This is a genomic window from Faecalibacterium prausnitzii (assembly GCF_003287495.1).
Classification (GTDB): domain Bacteria; phylum Bacillota; class Clostridia; order Oscillospirales; family Ruminococcaceae; genus Faecalibacterium; species Faecalibacterium prausnitzii_I.
Window position 1 is genome coordinate 46,458 of record NZ_PRLE01000001.1, and the last position, 15,489, is coordinate 61,946.

Below are 15,489 nucleotides of genomic sequence, written 5' to 3' on the forward strand. Positions count from 1 at the left end.
TATTTGCTGAAAATATAACATTTCCGGAAAAATCGGAATGGAATAACCCTTGTGCAACTGGGAAAAGTAGGGTATAATATAGCTAATTTTGAAAGTTCACACAGAAAAGCAGGAGGTCTTACCATGGCTTCAAAGAGTACCAAAGGAGAAATCCTCGCCAAGTTTTTCGATGACGGGGAGTACACCGCGCTGTTTGCAGACGGCGCAGTGAGCGCTGCCAGCGGCTATGCGGCTGGCCAGCAGGCTTACGCTGTTTTCCAGAACGGCGAGGCTGTCACCGTCAAAGATGTAGAGAAGAACATCAAAGTCCTGGAGCTGGCTGCCCAGACGGGCTGCCCGGTGGTCACGTTCTATGATTCCGTCGGCGCAAAGCTGGCCGAGGGCCTGGATGTGCTGACTGCCAGCGCCAAGCTGAATGCCACCATCGCAAAGGTGTCCGGCGTTGTGCCGCAGGTCGCCGTTGTGCTGGGCGTGTGCGGCGGCACCAGCGCTCTGAGCGCTGCCAATGCAGACGTCTGCGTGATGGCAGAGGATGCAGAGCTGTTCTTCACCGCTCCCTTTACCGCTGCCGCCAAGGGCGATAAGGTCGCCAATGCCGGTTCTGCCGCTGCCGCTGCCAAGGCTGGTGTGGCTGCCATCGTGGTGCCCACCGCTGAGGAAGCTGCCGAGAAAGCTGCCCACATCGTGGGCCTGCTGCCTGCCAACAACCTGACCGGCCCGGCCATCTTCGAGTTTGAGCAGCCCACCGCTGCCCTGACTGTGGGTGCTGCCCCTGAGAAAGCAGCCGCCGCCTTGATCGATAAGGACAGCGCTGTGGAGATGTACGCAGGCTTCGGCAAGAGCGTCTACACTGCGTTTGCTACCATCGGCGGCAACGCTGTGGGTGTTGTGGCAACCGGCGAGCAGCTGTGCCACAACTGCGTGGCTAAGGCTTCCCGCTTTGTCCGCCTGTGCGACGCGTTCAGCGTCCCCGTGCTGACCATCGTCAACACCAACGGCTTCGTGCCCAGCACCACCGATGACATCGCTGGCGGCATCCGCGAGGCTGCCCGTCTGGCTGCCACTTATGCCGATGCTACCACCGCGAAGGTCTGCGTGCTGGCTGGCAAGGCTGTGGGTCCTGTCTACACTGCTCTGGCCAATGCCGATCTCAAGATCGCGGTCAACGGCTGCACCGTCAGCGCCCTGGAGCCCAACGCCGCTGTCTCTGTGCTGTATAAGGACGAGATCGATGCTTCCGATAACATCATTGCCGCTACCAATGCCAAGGCCGCTGCCTATGCCGCTGAGGTGTGCAGTGCTGCCAATGCCGTTGCCTGCGGCGCTGCCGATATGACCTGCGAGGCTGCCAATGCCCGCGCCAGCGTCGTGGCTGCCTTTGAGCTGCTGAGCACCAAGCGTGCTGCCCGCCTGCCCAAGAAGCACGGCAACATGGCTCTGTAAGAAATGTACATCGAATCAAAACGAGATTGAACTGATTTTGTTCAGGAGGATTCTTCCATGAAGTACTACAATATTACCGTCAATGGCGTTGCTTACAGCGTCTCTGTTGAGGAGACTGCCGCTGGCGCTGCTCCCGTTGCTGCCGCTCCTGTGGCTGCTCCTGCCGCTCCCGCTGCCCCCAAGGCTCCGGCTGCTGCTCCTGCCGCTCCCGCTGGTGCTGCCGGTGCTGTTGCTGTTAAGGCTCCCATGCCCGGCAACATTCTGGACGTCAAGGTCAAGGCTGGCGATTCCGTCAAGGCTGGCGACGTGCTGGCCATCCTCGAGGCTATGAAGATGGAGAACGAGATCGTTGCTCCTCAGGACGGCACGGTTGCTTCCGTCAACGTCAACAAGGGCGACACCGTCAACTCCGGTGACACTCTGGTTTCCATGAACTAAGAGAGAGGTGACAACCATGGCCAAAAAGCCGATCAAGATCACGGAAGTCGTCCTGCGCGATGCTCACCAGTCTCTGCTGGCTACCCGTATGACGATGGATGAAATGCGCCCGATCCTGCCCGAGATGGACAAGATCCCTTACTTCTCTGTGGAGTGCTGGGGCGGCGCTACGTTCGATAGCTGCATCCGTTTCCTGGATGAGGACCCCTGGGAGCGTCTGCGCATCCTGCGCAAGGAGCTGCCCCACCAGAAGCTGCAGATGCTGTTCCGCGGCCAGAACATGCTGGGCTACCGCCCCTATGCAGATGACGCCGTCGAGTACTTCGTCCAGAAGTCCGTTGCCAACGGCATCGATGTCATCCGTATTTTCGACGCGCTGAACGATCCCCGCAACCTGCAGACTGCCATCAAGGCAGCCAATAAGGAAGGCGCTCATGTTCAGGGCTGCATCAGCTACACCCTGAGCCCCGTGCACAACAACGAGTATTATGTCAAGTACGCCAAGACCCTCCAGGACATGGGTGCAAACTCCATCTGCGTCAAGGATATGGCTGGTCTGCTGACTCCCTATACCTGCTACGACCTGATCTCTGAGCTCAAGAAAGAGCTGAATATCCCTGTGGACATCCACAGCCACTACACCGCAGGCCTGGCTTCCATGTCCCTGCTCAAGGGCATTGAGGCGGGTGCTGACATCGTCGATACCGCGATGAGCCCCCTGAGCGGCGGTACCAGCCACATGGCTACCGAGAGTCTGGTCGCCGCCCTGCAGGGCACTGATTACGACACCGGCCTCGACCTCAAGCAGCTGAATATTGTCCGCGCGTACTTTGCAAAGCTGCGCGAGAAGTACATCGCCAACGGCCAGATCAGCCCCAAGTCTCTGGGCGTGGATGCAAACACCCTGCTGTATCAGGTGCCGGGCGGCATGTTCTCCAACATGCTCAAGCAGCTGAAAGATGCTGGCAAGGAAGACAAGCTGGATGATGTGCTGGCTGAGATCCCCCGCGTGCGTGAGGATGCCGGTTATCCTCCGCTGGTCACCCCCACCAGCCAGATCGTTGGCACGCAGGCTGTCTTCAACGTTATCCTGGGCGAGCGCTACAAGATGGTTACCAAGGAGTTCAAGGGCCTGGTCCATGGCGATTACGGCAAGACTCCCGCTCCCATCAAGCCCGAGTTCACCAAGAAGATCCTGGGCGACGAGCAGCCCATCACCTGCCGCTTTGCAGATACCCTTGCTCCTGAGATGGACAAGCTGAAGGCGGAAGCTGCCAAGTGGGCTACTCAGGAAGAGGACGTGCTGACCTACGCAATGTTCCCGCAGGTCGCACCCAAGTTCTTCGAGAAGCGCAACGCAAAGCTGCAGGGCGTCGATGCCGACCATGCGGATTTTGCAAACAAGTCTCACCCGGTCTAAATCATAATACCAGAAAGGGCAGCTGCACCATTTGATGCAGCTGCCCCTTTTTTGTTTTTATTCTTTACGTTTCAGAAGTTCTCAGTTGTTCTTGCCGTTCTCGGCTTTCATGGCGTTGTAGCCGATCAGCACGGTCCAGACGTAAGCGCAGGTCTTGGGGATCATCAGCATACCGATCAGGGGGTTGACATCTGCCCACAGCACCACCGGGGTATAGAAGCCGAAGCTCAGCACGATGGTCAGCCACATCCAGCGGAAGGCCTGATCCCTGTGTTCCTTGGCGCTGTGGTAGAACAGCACGATGATCAGCAGGCCCAGCAGTGCAAAGGGGATGTTGCGCAGGATGCCCCAGGTCAGCGGGGTGTGGTTGGTCAGCCACTGGTTCTGCGGCATCATGCACAGCACGATGCGCACGGCAGAAAGAGCGTACACGGCAATGGTCAGGTCTTTCTGGCCCTTGATCTGGTAGCGCTTGCGCCAGACGTAGTACAGCAGCACATAGAACACGGTCATAGTCACAGAGGTGATCCACTTGCCCAGACCCAGAGGCACAGCGTAGTTCTCCAGGCCGGTGGTGCACAGTGCCAGCGCACGGGGCACCAGATGGAAGGAATCGCCTGCGCCCAGCACCACGGCCATCAGGCCGAACAGGCGAAACTGGGGGTTGTTCTTGCTGCCGCGGATCATGCGGATGCCCACGGTCAGCACGGTGACCAGATAGAAGATGTCGAATACGGTCTCAATGATTGCTCTCATAAAAATATTGCTCCTTTTGTGAACGATGTTCACTTTTGGCCGTAAAAAACTCCCACAAGACGGTGGGATGTTTTTTACCTTTCATAAATGGTCCTGCGGATGATCTCCAGTACCGCTGTGGGGTCAAAATCCTGCTGCACCACGGCAGAAAGCATGAGGGAGAACAGGATGCCCGCAAATTTCTGGCGGCTGAACTCCTCCGTAAATGCGTCCGGCCGGATCTTTTTGTCCCTGGTCAGCACCATGGTCAGCGCATCCAGGATGTGCTGCCAGGTCTGCCGCATCTGCTGCTTGCCATCAGCGGTGTCCTGCCGCACAAAGCCGAGCGCGTGATGGGTGAAGAAGCCGGGGTACTGCTCAGAGCCGTACTCCATCTGCCGGTACATCCAGCGGATGCAGGAGAGAGTATCCTCAAACACCGCCGGGTCGTCCGGGTGGCGGAAGATATCGCTCCAGATGCTTTCCACCGCCGCGCTCACCAGCTCGGTCTTGGAACCAAAGTAGTTGTAGATGCACCCCACGGATACCCCGCAGGCTGCTGCCACCGCACGGATGTTGACAGCTTCCCATCCATTCTTCTGGATGAGGACCCGGCTCGTTTTCAGGATCTCCTCCTTGGACGTTGCCATCGGATTCATGTGACCACCTCCTCAACGTGAACGTTGTTCATGAAGCGTAGTATAGCGCTCTTTCTGCTCTTTGTCAAGGTGGTAAAATAGATTTTTTTGCTGCATTGCTTGCAAAAAAAGGGGCAGCAGAGTAGAATATATAGTATATGTATCGTAACATGGGTCTGTGTGCCCCAAAGCGGATACATATACGAAGAATGTCCGCAGAAAACCCTTTGGAATACGAGGAAAAAAGCATGATTTTGAGCATGACCGGTTTTGGCCGGGGAACTGCTGTGCGCAATGGCCGCGAGATCACGGTGGAGCTGCGCAGCGTCAATTCCCGGTACTTTGAGTATTCTTCCCGGATGCCGCGCACCTGCAGCTATCTGGACAGCCGCCTGAAAAAGCAGCTCAACGAGCGTGTCACCCGCGGCAAGCTGGAGCTGAGCCTGACGGTGCAGAATGTGGAGGCTGCCGACACGGTCGTCACAGTGAATATGGAGCTGGCCCGCAGCTATCAGCAGGCTCTCCGCACCCTGTCCGAGGAGCTCTGCATCAAGAACGACATCACCACCAGCCTGCTGACCCGGTTCCCGGATGTGCTGGCGACCCGCCACGCTGATGTGGACGAAGAACAGTTGTGGGAGGATGTTTCCGCCGTGACAGCTCAGGCACTGGACCGCTTTGTGGAGATGCGTGCCGCCGAGGGCGCCAAGATGAAAGCGGACGTGGAAAACCGCCTCAACTTCCTGGAGGAGTGCGTCGGCAAAGTGGAAACCCTGAGCGCAGGCCGGGTGGAGGCTTATACCAACCGTCTGTATGAAAAGCTCAAGGTCATTCTGGAAGACCGCAACATTGACGATGCCCGTGTCCTGACCGAGGCCGCCATCTTTGGCGATAAGACCGCGGTGGATGAAGAGACCGTCCGCCTGCGCAGCCACATTGCCCAGTACCGCTCCATTCTGGAGCAGAACGAGCCGGTTGGCCGCAAGCTGGACTTCCTGACGCAGGAGCTCAACCGTGAGACGAACACCATTGGCTCCAAGTGCCAGGATCTGGACATCACCCGCATTGTGGTGGATATGAAAGCGGAGATCGAGAAGATCCGCGAGCAGATCCAGAATCTGGAGTGATCCTCCAAGAAAAGAGGGAACAGGATGAAGCTCATCAACATCGGCTTTGGCAACCTTGTCAGTGCCGGGCGGGTCGTGGCCGTTGTCAGCCCGGATTCCGCCCCGGTCAAGCGTCTGGTCAAAGAGGCGCGGGAGCGTGGAATGCTGATCGACGCATCCTATGGCCGGAGCACCCGCGCAGTGCTCATCATGGATTCCGACCATGTCGTCCTTTCGGCCTTGCAGCCGGAAACGGTGGCCAGCCGTGCCGCCGGGCAGCCGGAGGGCAAAGTGATAGAAGAGGAGCAGTAAAATCATGGAAAATGAAAAATATCTGTTTGTAGTCTCGGGTGCAGCCGGTACGGGTAAGGACAGCGTTGTCAAAGCCCTGCGGGAGGCCCACCCTGAAATCGAAAAGACGGTCTCCGCCACCACCCGTTCGCCCCGCCCCGGGGAGCAGGAGGGTGTGGATTATTACTACCGCACCCGGGAGCAGTTCCAGAAGCTCATTGAGGACGATGAAGTAGTGGAGCACAACTTCTATAACGGCAACTACTATGGTACCCTGAAAGAAGAGGTCAACAAGCGCCTCAACGCAGGCAAGCTGGTGGTGCTGGTCATCGACGTGCACGGCGCGGCCAATATCCGCCGGATGTATCCCGGTGCAACCACGGTCTTCCTGCTGCCTCCCTCGGAGGAGGAGCTGGAGCGCCGTCTGCGGGGCCGTGGTACCGAGACGGAAGAAAGCATCCGGGAGCGTCTTGCCACGGCAAAGCAGGAACTGGCCCAGCAGGACCACTTTGCCGTCAAGCTGGTCAACAACGAGATCGGCCCCTGTGCCGAAGAGCTGTACCAGGTCATCTGCCAGCGTGCAGGACTGAACGCATAAAGGAGCCGCGCGAATGCCAAAAACGGTGGGCGTTGCCGTCAGCAATGCAACCTTTCATTTCGACAAACTCTATACCTACGCCGTCATGCCGGCCCAGCAGGACGCTGTCCGCCTGGGCAGCATGGTGCTGGTGCCATTTGGGCGGGGGAGCCGTGCCCGGATGGGGGTGGTGCTGGCCTGCGACGCCGAGCCGGAAAGCTCCAAGCTCAAGTACCTGTTTGACGTCGCCCCGGCCTCGGCTTGCCTGACGCCGGAGCTGCTCAAGCTGGTCTACTTTTTAAAAGAACGGACGTTCTGCACCTATTACGAGGCCGTCAAGGCGGTCATCCCGTATGGGGCACAGTACAAGCCCGCCGTGGCTGCCGATGGTGTGACGCCGGTACTGCAAAAACAGCTCACCCGCCACACGGAGAATTCTTACCAGCTGGCCGGGGAGCTGCCCACAAAGCCGAAACCGACCGCCAAACAGCTGGCGGCAGTGGCGCTGCTCAGTGGAGGCCCCCGCACGCAGGGAGAACTGGAAGAAAAAGGCATCAGCCGGGCGGTGCTGGACAATCTCTGCACCAAAGGCGTGCTGGCCTGTACGAGGGTCAACCGTTCCATCGACCTTTACGCCAGCATCCCGTTTCAAAATGAGCCGATCGTTCTGACGGAGGAGCAGCAGGCTGCCTATGGTGCCCTGCTGCCTCACCTGGAAGATACCGCCCCGCACTCGGCGCTGCTTTACGGTGTCACAGGCAGCGGAAAAACGCTGGTCTTTTTAAAGCTCATTGAGCGGTGCTTACAGCTGGGCCGCAAGGCGCTGGTGCTGGTGCCGGAGATCAGCCTGACACCTCAGATGATCCTGCGGCTCAAGAGCCAGTTTGGCCGCCGGGTGGCCGTGCAGCACTCCGCCCTCAACCACACCGAACGGCTGCTCCAGTGGCAGATGATCCAGGATGGCGGGGCGGATATCGTGGTAGGCACCCGCAGCGCGATTTTTTCGCCGCTGGAAAACATCGGCCTTGTCATCATTGACGAGGAGCAGGAGCATACCTACCGCTCTGAGTCCGCACCCCGGTACTCCGCCCATGAGGTGGCCCGCCAGCGCGCGGCGGAAAACGGTGCACTGCTCCTGCTGGCCAGTGCCACCCCCAGCACCGAAAGCTACTTTGCGGCTCAGAAAGGCCGCACCCAGCTGGTCAGGCTGACCAAACGCTATGGAGGCAACCCGCTGCCCAGTGTCCAGATCGTGGATATGCGGGCGGAGCTGGCTTCCGGCAACCCGCGGGAGATCAGCCTTGCGCTGGAAGACGCCATCCGCCGCAACCTTGAAGTTCACAAGCAGACCATCCTTCTCCTCAACCGCCGGGGTTACCAGACGGTGGCTCAGTGCGAGGACTGCCGCGAGGTGCTCAAGTGCCCCAAATGCAGTGTCCCCATGGTCTACCACAAGGCCAGCCACAAACTGCTCTGCCACTACTGTGGCAGCCAGATGGACCCACCCCCCAAAAACTGTCCCGCCTGCGGTGGAAAGCTGCAATACCGGGGCTTTGGCACACAGAAAGCAGAGGAAGAGCTTGCAAAGCTCTTCCCGGAAGCCCGCATCCTGCGGATGGATCAGGACTCCACCGCCGCAAAAGACGCCCACGAGAAGCTGCTGGCCCGGTTTGCCGATCATGAGTATGACATCATGGTGGGCACCCAGATGGTGGCCAAAGGGCTGGATTTTGAGGACGTGACCCTTGTAGGTGTCCTCGGCATTGACTCGCTGCTGTTTGCACAGGGCTTCCGGGCCTATGAAACGGTCTTCAGCCTCATCACTCAGGTGGTGGGCCGGAGCGGCAGGGCCAAAGACCCTGGTTTTGCCATCATCCAGACCACCGACCCGGATAACCCGGTTCTGAACCTCGCCGCCGCGCAGGATTACGATGCTTTCTTCGAGCAGGAGATCGCATACCGCAGGCTGGGCCTTTACCCGCCGTTCTGCGGGCTCTGCGTCATTGGCTTTGCGGGTGGCAAAGAGACCGAGGTGGCCCGGGCGGCGGCCCGTTTTTCCGCATTACTGGGCCAACAGGCGGCCAAACAGCCGGACCTGCCTCTGCGGGTGCTGGGCCCGACCCCCGGCAACATTGAAAAAATCAACGACACCTACCGCTATAAGCTCACCATCAAGTGCCGCAATGACCGCCGTTTCCGGGATCTTGTCCGGGAAACGCTGGGCCTCTACGAGCAGGAAAAGCTGCCCTCTAAGGCCTCGGTCGTTGTAGACCTGCACTCGGATGGCGATATTTGATGATAACACAATACAAACTTTTGGAGGTTTCGATTTATGGCGATCCGTAACATTGTAAAAGAGGGCGACCCCATCCTGAACAAGGTCTGCCGCCCTGTGACCAATTTTGATGACCGTCTGGCTACCCTGCTGGACGATATGCGCGAGACGATGATCGCAGCTGATGGCGTGGGCCTGGCCGGCCCTCAGGTTGGCATGCTCCGCCGCCTGTTCGTGGTGTGGGACACCACCGATGCTCCGGACGAGATCCCCGAGGATTACGAGTACAAGTTCATTGATTTCGTCAACCCCGAGATCCTGGCTGTTTCCGAGGATGAAGAGACTGCCTACGAGGGCTGCCTCTCGTTCCCTGGCCATAACGGTGCAGTGACCCGCCCGGCGGCTGTCAAAGTCCGTGCACAGGACCGCAACGGTAACTGGTTTGAGCTGGAGGCCGAGGGCCTGCTGGCCCGCTGCATCCAGCATGAGAACGACCACCTGGACGGCATCACCATCATGCAGTCCAGCGAGTATTTCTATGAGGATACGGAAGAGGGCCGCGCTGCAGCCCGCAAAGCGAAAGGAAACAACTGATGCGCATTCTGTTCATGGGCACGCCGGATATTGCTGCCGAGTGCCTCAAGGCTCTGTACGCTGCAGGGCATGATATCTGCGCCGTCTACACCCGCCGGGATAAGCCGGTGGGTCGCAAGCAGGTGCTCACGGCTCCTCCGGTCAAAGAGGTTGCTCTGGAGCATGGCACGCCCGTCTTCCAGCCCCGCACCCTGCGGGACGGAGGCGAGGACGCCAACATTCAGGCGCTGGCCCCGGAGCTCATCGTGGTGGTGGCCTATGGCTGCATCCTGCCCGCCAGCGTGCTGAACATCCCGAAATACGGCTGCGTCAACCTGCATGTCTCTCTGCTGCCCAAGTACCGTGGCAGCGCCCCGGTGCAGTGGGCAGTCCTCAATGGGGATACAGAGACGGGTGTCTCCATCATGCAGATGGATGAGGGCCTCGACACCGGCGATGTGCTGGTCTGTGAGAAGATGCCCGTTGACCCCGAGGAGACCAGCGGCGAGCTGTTTGACCGTGTGACGGCTGTGGGGGCCCGCGTCCTCTGTGAGACCATCCCGGCCATTGCGGCAGGGACGCTCAAGCCCCAGAAGCAAGACCACGAAAACGCCACCCTGGCCCCCATGCTGGACAAGGCCATGGCCGAGTTCAAACTGTCGGAGTCTGCCGCACACATCCACAACTGGGTGCGGGGCATGAACCCCTGGCCCGGTGCCTGGTTTATGACGGCAGGCGGGAAGAAAGTCAAAGTCATGGAGTGCCGTGTGGCCCCCTCCCATGGAGAAGCGCCCGGCACGGTGCTGGCCACCAAGCCTCTGACGGTTGCCTGCGGTGAGGGTGCTGTTCAGCTGCTGCATGTGGTGCCGGAGGGCAAAAAGCCCATGGACGGCACCTCGTTTGCAGCGGGCCTCCGCCTGAAAACGGGGGACAGCCTCTGATGGCGGCCAATCCCCGCGCGGCGGCGGTAGCGGCTCTGGTCCGGCAGGAGCAGGATGGCTTTTCCAACCTGATTCTGGATGCCGAGCTCCGGCGCCGGGAGCTGGATGGCCGCGATAAAGCCTTTGCCAGCGCCATTTTTTACACGGTGCTGGAGCATCGCGGAACGATCGATTTTATTTTGGAGCAGTTTCTGCCCAAGGGCCTTGCCAAACTGGACGCCCCGGTGCGGGAGATCTTGCGGGCGGCAGTGGCGCAGGCACGTTATATGCAGGTGCCTGTCTCGGCGGCTGTCAATGAGGCCGTCAAGCTGACCCGGAGTTTCAAAAAATCCAGTGCGTCGGGCCTGGTCAATGCGGTCCTGCGCAAGGCCTGTGTCTATGACCTGGACAAAGCCGTTTTCAAGGATGAAATCGAAAAGCTCATGGTTCTCGGCTCCGCCAGCCGGGAGGTCGCGGAGTTTCTGCACCGCCATTACCCGGAGGAGGCACTTGGCATCCTGACCCATACGGCAGACGGCGGTATGACCAGCCTGCGGGCAAACCCGCTCAAGGCCAGCGCGGCACAGCTGTGTGAGCTGCTGATGCAAAATGGTGCCAAGAGCGCGGAACCGGGGATCGTCCCGGGCAGTGTGCTGGCCCGTTTTGAGGGCAGCCCGGCGGAACAGGAGCTCTTCCGGCGGGGGTACTACCATGTGGAGGGACAGGCCAGCCAGCTGGCGGCCCTCTGTGTGGAGGCAAAGCCGGGCGATACCGTGCTGGACCTCTGTGCAGCCCCCGGCGGCAAAACGCTGCTGCTGGCTGAGGAAATGCAGGGCACCGGGCGGCTCATCAGCTGCGACGTGACCGAAAACCGCGTCCAGCTCATTGCCAAGGCCGTGGAACGGATGGGATTTACCGCCTGCGTCGAGACGCTTTGCAATGATGCCTCCAGACCAAACCCCAAGTTGCCGCAGGCAGACCGAATCCTGGTGGACGCACCCTGCAGTGGGCTGGGAATCCTGGCCAAAAAGCCGGATATCCGCTATAAGAGCCTGCTCAAAGCCCGCCACGATGAATTATTGGCCACCCAATCGGCCATTCTGGACACAGCAGCCTCTCTGCTCAAAGCAGGCGGGCGGCTGGTCTACTCCACCTGTACCATTGACCCGGCCGAAAATGAGGAACAGGTGGCGGCATTTTTAAACCGCCATCCGGAGTTCCGGGTCGTCACGCCGGAGGTGCCGTTCCCGCAGGGGATGACGGTGGGGGAGCATGGAGCTCTCTCCGTACCTACCCGCACCGGGATGGACGGCTTTTTCCTCTGCGCGATGCAGAAACAATGACCAAATCCCGGTGTGTTGCACCGGGAAGCAATAGGAGAACGCAATGGAACAAAAACGTTGTATATCCTCCCTGACGCTGGAGGAGCTGGCCGCAGAGCTTAAAGCGCTGGGCCAGCCGGGGTTCCGGGCAAAACAGATCTTCCACTGGGTGCATCAGAAGCTGGTCACGGAGTTTTCCGCCATGACCGATCAGCCCAAGACCCTGCTGGCCAAGCTGGAAGAGCGGTTTTATATCGCGGCCCCGCAGATCGAGCGTCGGCAGGAGGCCAAAGACGGCACCGTGAAATATCTGCTGCGGATGGAGGACGGCAACTGCATTGAGACCGTCGTCATGCGCTACCACTATGGCAATACAGTCTGTGTCTCCACCCAGGTGGGCTGCCGGATGGGCTGCCGCTTCTGCGCCTCCACCCAGGCGGGCCGGGTGCGCAACCTGGAAGCAGGGGAGATCTGCTCTGAAATTTATACCGCTCAAAAGGACATCGGGGAGCGCATCTCCCACATCGTCCTCATGGGCATTGGCGAGCCGCTGGATAATTTTGACGAGGTGATGCGCTTCCTCGAGAACATCACCTCGCCGGAGGGCGTCAATATCGGGATGCGGAATATCAGCCTTTCCACCTGCGGTCTGGTGCCCAAGATCGACCAGCTGGCGGAGAAAAAGCTGCAGCTGACCCTTTCCGTCTCATTGCACGCACCCAACAATGAGATCCGCAGCGGGATGATGCCCGTCAACGACGCCTACCCGGTGGAGCAGCTGATGCAGGCCGTCCGCCGCTATCAGGATACCACGGGCCGCCGCGTCAGCTTTGAGTATTCCATGGTGCGGGGCGTCAATGATTCCGATGCCTGCGCAAAACAGCTGGCAAACCTCATCCGGGGCATGGGAGCCCATGTCAACCTCATCCCCATCAATCCGGTGGACGGCAGCCCCTACTCCGCCACCGATGCCGCAAACGTCCGCCGTTTCCAGCAGAAGCTGGAAAGTCTGGGCGTCAACGCCACGGTCCGCCGCCGTTTGGGCAGTGAGATCAGCGCCGCCTGCGGGCAGCTCCGCCGTGACGAGATGAATGGGAAAGCATAAGGAGAAACCTATGAAACTAGCAGGAAAAACGGACGTTGGCCGCGTCCGCCAGGAAAACCAGGACGATTACCGTGCCGGGGAGCTCCCCGGCGATGCGGCTTGGGTGCTTGTGTGCGACGGTATGGGCGGTGCACGGGGCGGACGCGAAGCTTCGCAAAGCGCATGCAACGTCATTGAGCGCTGCTTTCAGGAGCAGTATGCCCAGTGTATGCCCGGCGAGGAGGAAGCGTTTTTAAAGCGTGCCCTCATCAGTGCCAACCGTTTCATTTTCCAGAAAGCGATGCACGAGGAAGCCTTTGCCGGCATGGGCACCACCGCGGTCTGCGCGCTGGTGCGGGCCGGGCAGGCATTCCTGTGCCATGCGGGGGATTCCCGCGCCTATCTCTACCGGGATGGCAAGCTCACTCAGCTCACCCACGATCACTCCTATGTGCAGGAGCTGGTGGACTGCGGCACCATCACGGTGGAAGAGGCCGAGCACCATCCCCAGAAAAACATCATTACCAAGGCTCTTGGCGTGGATTACCGGCTGGAGCCGGAGTGCACCATCGTCAAGGTGCAGCCCGGGGATCTGCTGCTGCTCTGCTCGGACGGCCTGACCAACGCCGTCCCGCGGGAAGACATCGAGCAGCTGCTGGGCAAGGGCTCGTTCTACGACCTGCCGGACCGCCTGGTGGATACCGCCGATGAAAACGGCGGGCCGGATAATATCACCGCCCTGCTGCTGGGCGTAGAGCCGCTGGAGGTACGCCATGGATAATCTCATTGGCCGGACGCTGGACGGCCTGTATGCAGTCCGGGAGCTCATTGGCACGGGCGGTATGGCAAATGTTTATAAGGCAGTCGTGGTGGGGGAAAACGGCCCTGTCCCGGTGGGAACGGTGGTGGCCGTCAAGGTCCTGCGCCAGGAGCTGATGCACGACCCGGACCTTGTCCGCCGCTTTAAAAATGAATCCAAAGCCATTTCGCTGCTCAACCATCCCAACATCGTCAAGGTGTATGATGTCTCGGTCAGCGAAACGCTGCAATATATCGTGATGGAGTATGTGGACGGTATGACGCTGCGGGAGTACCTCAACGAACGCGGCGGCAAGCTGACCAGTCGGGAAACGGTGCATTTCATCTCCCAGATCTTAAAGGCTCTTGACCATGCCCACCGCAACGGCGTGGTGCACCGGGACATCAAGCCCCAGAACATCATGCTGCTGGACAATGGCCAGCTCCGGATGATGGATTTTGGCATCGCGCGGGTTTCCCGGGCCGAAAATCAGCTGGGCGGCGGCAAGGCCATGGGCAGTGTTCATTATATCAGCCCGGAACAGGCCAAGGGTGACGAAACAGACCGCAAGAGCGATCTTTATTCGGTGGGCGTCATGATGTACGAGATGCTCTCGGGCAAGCTGCCCTTTGACGCCGACGATGTAGTGGCCGTGGCCATGAAGCAGATCACCGATGAGCCCCGCTCCCTGCAGGAGCTGGCTCCCACTGTGCCGCATGGTCTTGTGGAGATCACGGAACGTGCCATGGCAAAGCTGCCAGCCAACCGCTACAGCAGCGCGGCGGAGATGCTGGAAGCGCTCAATGCCTATGTGGAGAACCCGGCCATCGTCTTCAACTACACGTATCTCCCGGAAGAAGTTCCTGAAAAGGTGGTGACACCCTCTATGAGTCAAAAACGTGAGGCAGGCACTGTCCGCGGCAGTGCCAAAAATACCCGCAAAAAAGGCAAGAAGCGGAGCTCGGCCTTTCTCCCGGTGCTGTTTGGCATCACGGTGGCCTTTGCGCTGGCCTGTGCCGCTTTGTGCTGGAGCATCCTCAACGATTCCAGCAATCTGATGAACCAGAAAGCCGATGTTGTTCTGGGCGATTACAGCGGCATGACGCAGGATGAAGTCAACGCTTCTCAACAGGTGGCCTCCGGCCAGATCACCGTCAACTGGGAGCAGGAGTATTCCAACGACTACGCCGCAGGCTATGTTTACAAGCAGTCTCCCGTGGCGGGCCGTACCGTCCGCGAGGGCCAGAGCGTGACACTGACCGTCAGCCTGGGCATCCAGTATGTCACGGTGCCGGACCTGACCAACTACCTGCAGGCCGATGGCGAGCAGCAGCTCAAAGATCTGGGCGTGTCCGTTCTGGTCACCCAGGCGGTGGATGAATCGGTGGCCGCAGGCTCCATCATCCGCACCGACCCGGCCGCCGGCAGTCAGGTGGCCGCCGGGACTACGGTGGTCGTCTATGTCAGCCGCCCGCAGGTGAGCACCACCACCAAGGTGCCCTCTCTGGTGGGCATGAGTGTGGACGATGCCCGCACCCTGCTGGTGCAGAATAAACTGGGCCTCGGCAGTCAGTCGGAGGAGTACAGTGACCAGCCCGTGGGCACCATCATCAGCCAGAACCCCGGTGCAGGGGCATCCATCAAGCTGAACAGCCGTGTCAGTGTGGTCGTCAGTGCAGGCCCGGAGCCCGCACCGGAACCGGAAGCCCCCAGCAGCTCGGATGGCGGCAGTGATGGCAGCTGGTGGGGCGGCCTGTGGGGCAGCGGCGCTTCTTCTTCCAGCAGCACGGAGGGCGGCGAGAGTGCATCGTCCTCTGGCGGTGCCACTCTGGGGGACTGGTGGCAGTCCTGGCTGTCATAAGGGAGGC

The 15,489-nt window shown here is 59.9% G+C and carries 15 protein-coding genes; 13 read left to right on the top strand and 2 right to left on the bottom strand.

What is annotated here, in order from left to right:
* Positions 1-123 precede the first annotated feature (123 nt).
* Genes C4N22_RS00245 through C4N22_RS00255 form a run of 3 tightly spaced genes read left to right on the top strand, consistent with a single transcriptional unit; the run spans position 124 to position 3,301 of the window.
* Complete coding sequence (locus tag C4N22_RS00245) at positions 124-1,443, top strand: carboxyl transferase domain-containing protein (protein ID WP_112114929.1); 1,320 nt, start codon at positions 124-126, stop codon at positions 1,441-1,443.
* A gap of 57 nt (positions 1,444-1,500) precedes the next feature.
* Positions 1,501-1,881 (top strand): biotin/lipoyl-containing protein, encoded by a 381-nt coding sequence (locus C4N22_RS00250; protein ID WP_022257252.1) that lies wholly within the window; start codon positions 1,501-1,503, stop codon positions 1,879-1,881.
* A 16-nt stretch (positions 1,882-1,897) separates the two neighbouring features.
* Positions 1,898-3,301, top strand: a complete 1,404-nt coding sequence (locus C4N22_RS00255; RefSeq protein ID WP_112114928.1) for an oxaloacetate decarboxylase subunit alpha — start codon at positions 1,898-1,900, stop codon at positions 3,299-3,301.
* An 81-nt stretch (positions 3,302-3,382) separates the two neighbouring features.
* Here C4N22_RS00255 and C4N22_RS00260 read toward each other — a convergent pair whose 3' ends face one another.
* Positions 3,383-4,057 (bottom strand): hypothetical protein, encoded by a 675-nt coding sequence (locus C4N22_RS00260; RefSeq protein ID WP_112147555.1) that lies wholly within the window; start codon positions 4,055-4,057, stop codon positions 3,383-3,385.
* 74 nt (positions 4,058-4,131) lie between these two features.
* Positions 4,132-4,695, bottom strand: a complete 564-nt coding sequence (locus tag C4N22_RS00265) for a TetR/AcrR family transcriptional regulator (protein WP_112147556.1) — start codon at positions 4,693-4,695, stop codon at positions 4,132-4,134.
* 227 nt (positions 4,696-4,922) lie between these two features.
* Between C4N22_RS00265 and C4N22_RS00270 the strand changes: the two genes are divergently transcribed.
* From C4N22_RS00270 to pknB, 10 genes are read left to right on the top strand one after another with little or no spacing between them, the layout of a single operon-like run.
* Positions 4,923-5,801, top strand: coding sequence for a YicC/YloC family endoribonuclease (locus C4N22_RS00270; protein WP_112114925.1), 879 nt, complete (start codon positions 4,923-4,925; stop codon positions 5,799-5,801).
* A gap of 24 nt (positions 5,802-5,825) precedes the next feature.
* Positions 5,826-6,092: a DUF370 domain-containing protein gene (locus C4N22_RS00275; RefSeq protein ID WP_022257247.1), complete on the top strand. Its 267-nt coding sequence runs from the start codon at positions 5,826-5,828 to the stop codon at positions 6,090-6,092.
* Positions 6,093-6,096: 4 nt separating this feature from the next.
* A complete protein-coding gene (gmk, locus tag C4N22_RS00280) occupies positions 6,097-6,669 on the top strand; it encodes a guanylate kinase (RefSeq protein ID WP_022257246.1) in 573 nt (190 codons plus the stop codon).
* Between the two features lie 13 nt (positions 6,670-6,682).
* Positions 6,683-8,944, top strand: a complete 2,262-nt coding sequence (gene priA / locus C4N22_RS00285) for a replication restart helicase PriA (RefSeq protein ID WP_112147557.1) — start codon at positions 6,683-6,685, stop codon at positions 8,942-8,944.
* A 36-nt stretch (positions 8,945-8,980) separates the two neighbouring features.
* Positions 8,981-9,517: a peptide deformylase gene (gene def / locus C4N22_RS00290; protein WP_022257244.1), complete on the top strand. Its 537-nt coding sequence runs from the start codon at positions 8,981-8,983 to the stop codon at positions 9,515-9,517.
* Positions 9,517-10,437, top strand: coding sequence for a methionyl-tRNA formyltransferase (gene fmt / locus C4N22_RS00295; RefSeq protein ID WP_112114922.1), 921 nt, complete (start codon positions 9,517-9,519; stop codon positions 10,435-10,437). The genes def and fmt overlap by 1 nt, the downstream gene beginning before the upstream one ends.
* Complete coding sequence (gene rsmB / locus C4N22_RS00300; protein WP_112147558.1) at positions 10,437-11,759, top strand: 16S rRNA (cytosine(967)-C(5))-methyltransferase RsmB; 1,323 nt, start codon at positions 10,437-10,439, stop codon at positions 11,757-11,759. Before fmt ends, rsmB begins: the two co-directional genes overlap by 1 nt.
* Before the next feature lie 43 nt (positions 11,760-11,802).
* Complete coding sequence (gene rlmN, locus C4N22_RS00305; protein WP_112147559.1) at positions 11,803-12,843, top strand: 23S rRNA (adenine(2503)-C(2))-methyltransferase RlmN; 1,041 nt, start codon at positions 11,803-11,805, stop codon at positions 12,841-12,843.
* A gap of 10 nt (positions 12,844-12,853) precedes the next feature.
* Complete coding sequence (locus C4N22_RS00310) at positions 12,854-13,603, top strand: Stp1/IreP family PP2C-type Ser/Thr phosphatase (RefSeq protein ID WP_112147560.1); 750 nt, start codon at positions 12,854-12,856, stop codon at positions 13,601-13,603.
* Positions 13,596-15,482, top strand: a complete 1,887-nt coding sequence (gene pknB, locus C4N22_RS00315) for a Stk1 family PASTA domain-containing Ser/Thr kinase (RefSeq protein WP_112147561.1) — start codon at positions 13,596-13,598, stop codon at positions 15,480-15,482. The genes C4N22_RS00310 and pknB overlap by 8 nt, the downstream gene beginning before the upstream one ends.
* Positions 15,483-15,489 lie beyond the last annotated feature (7 nt).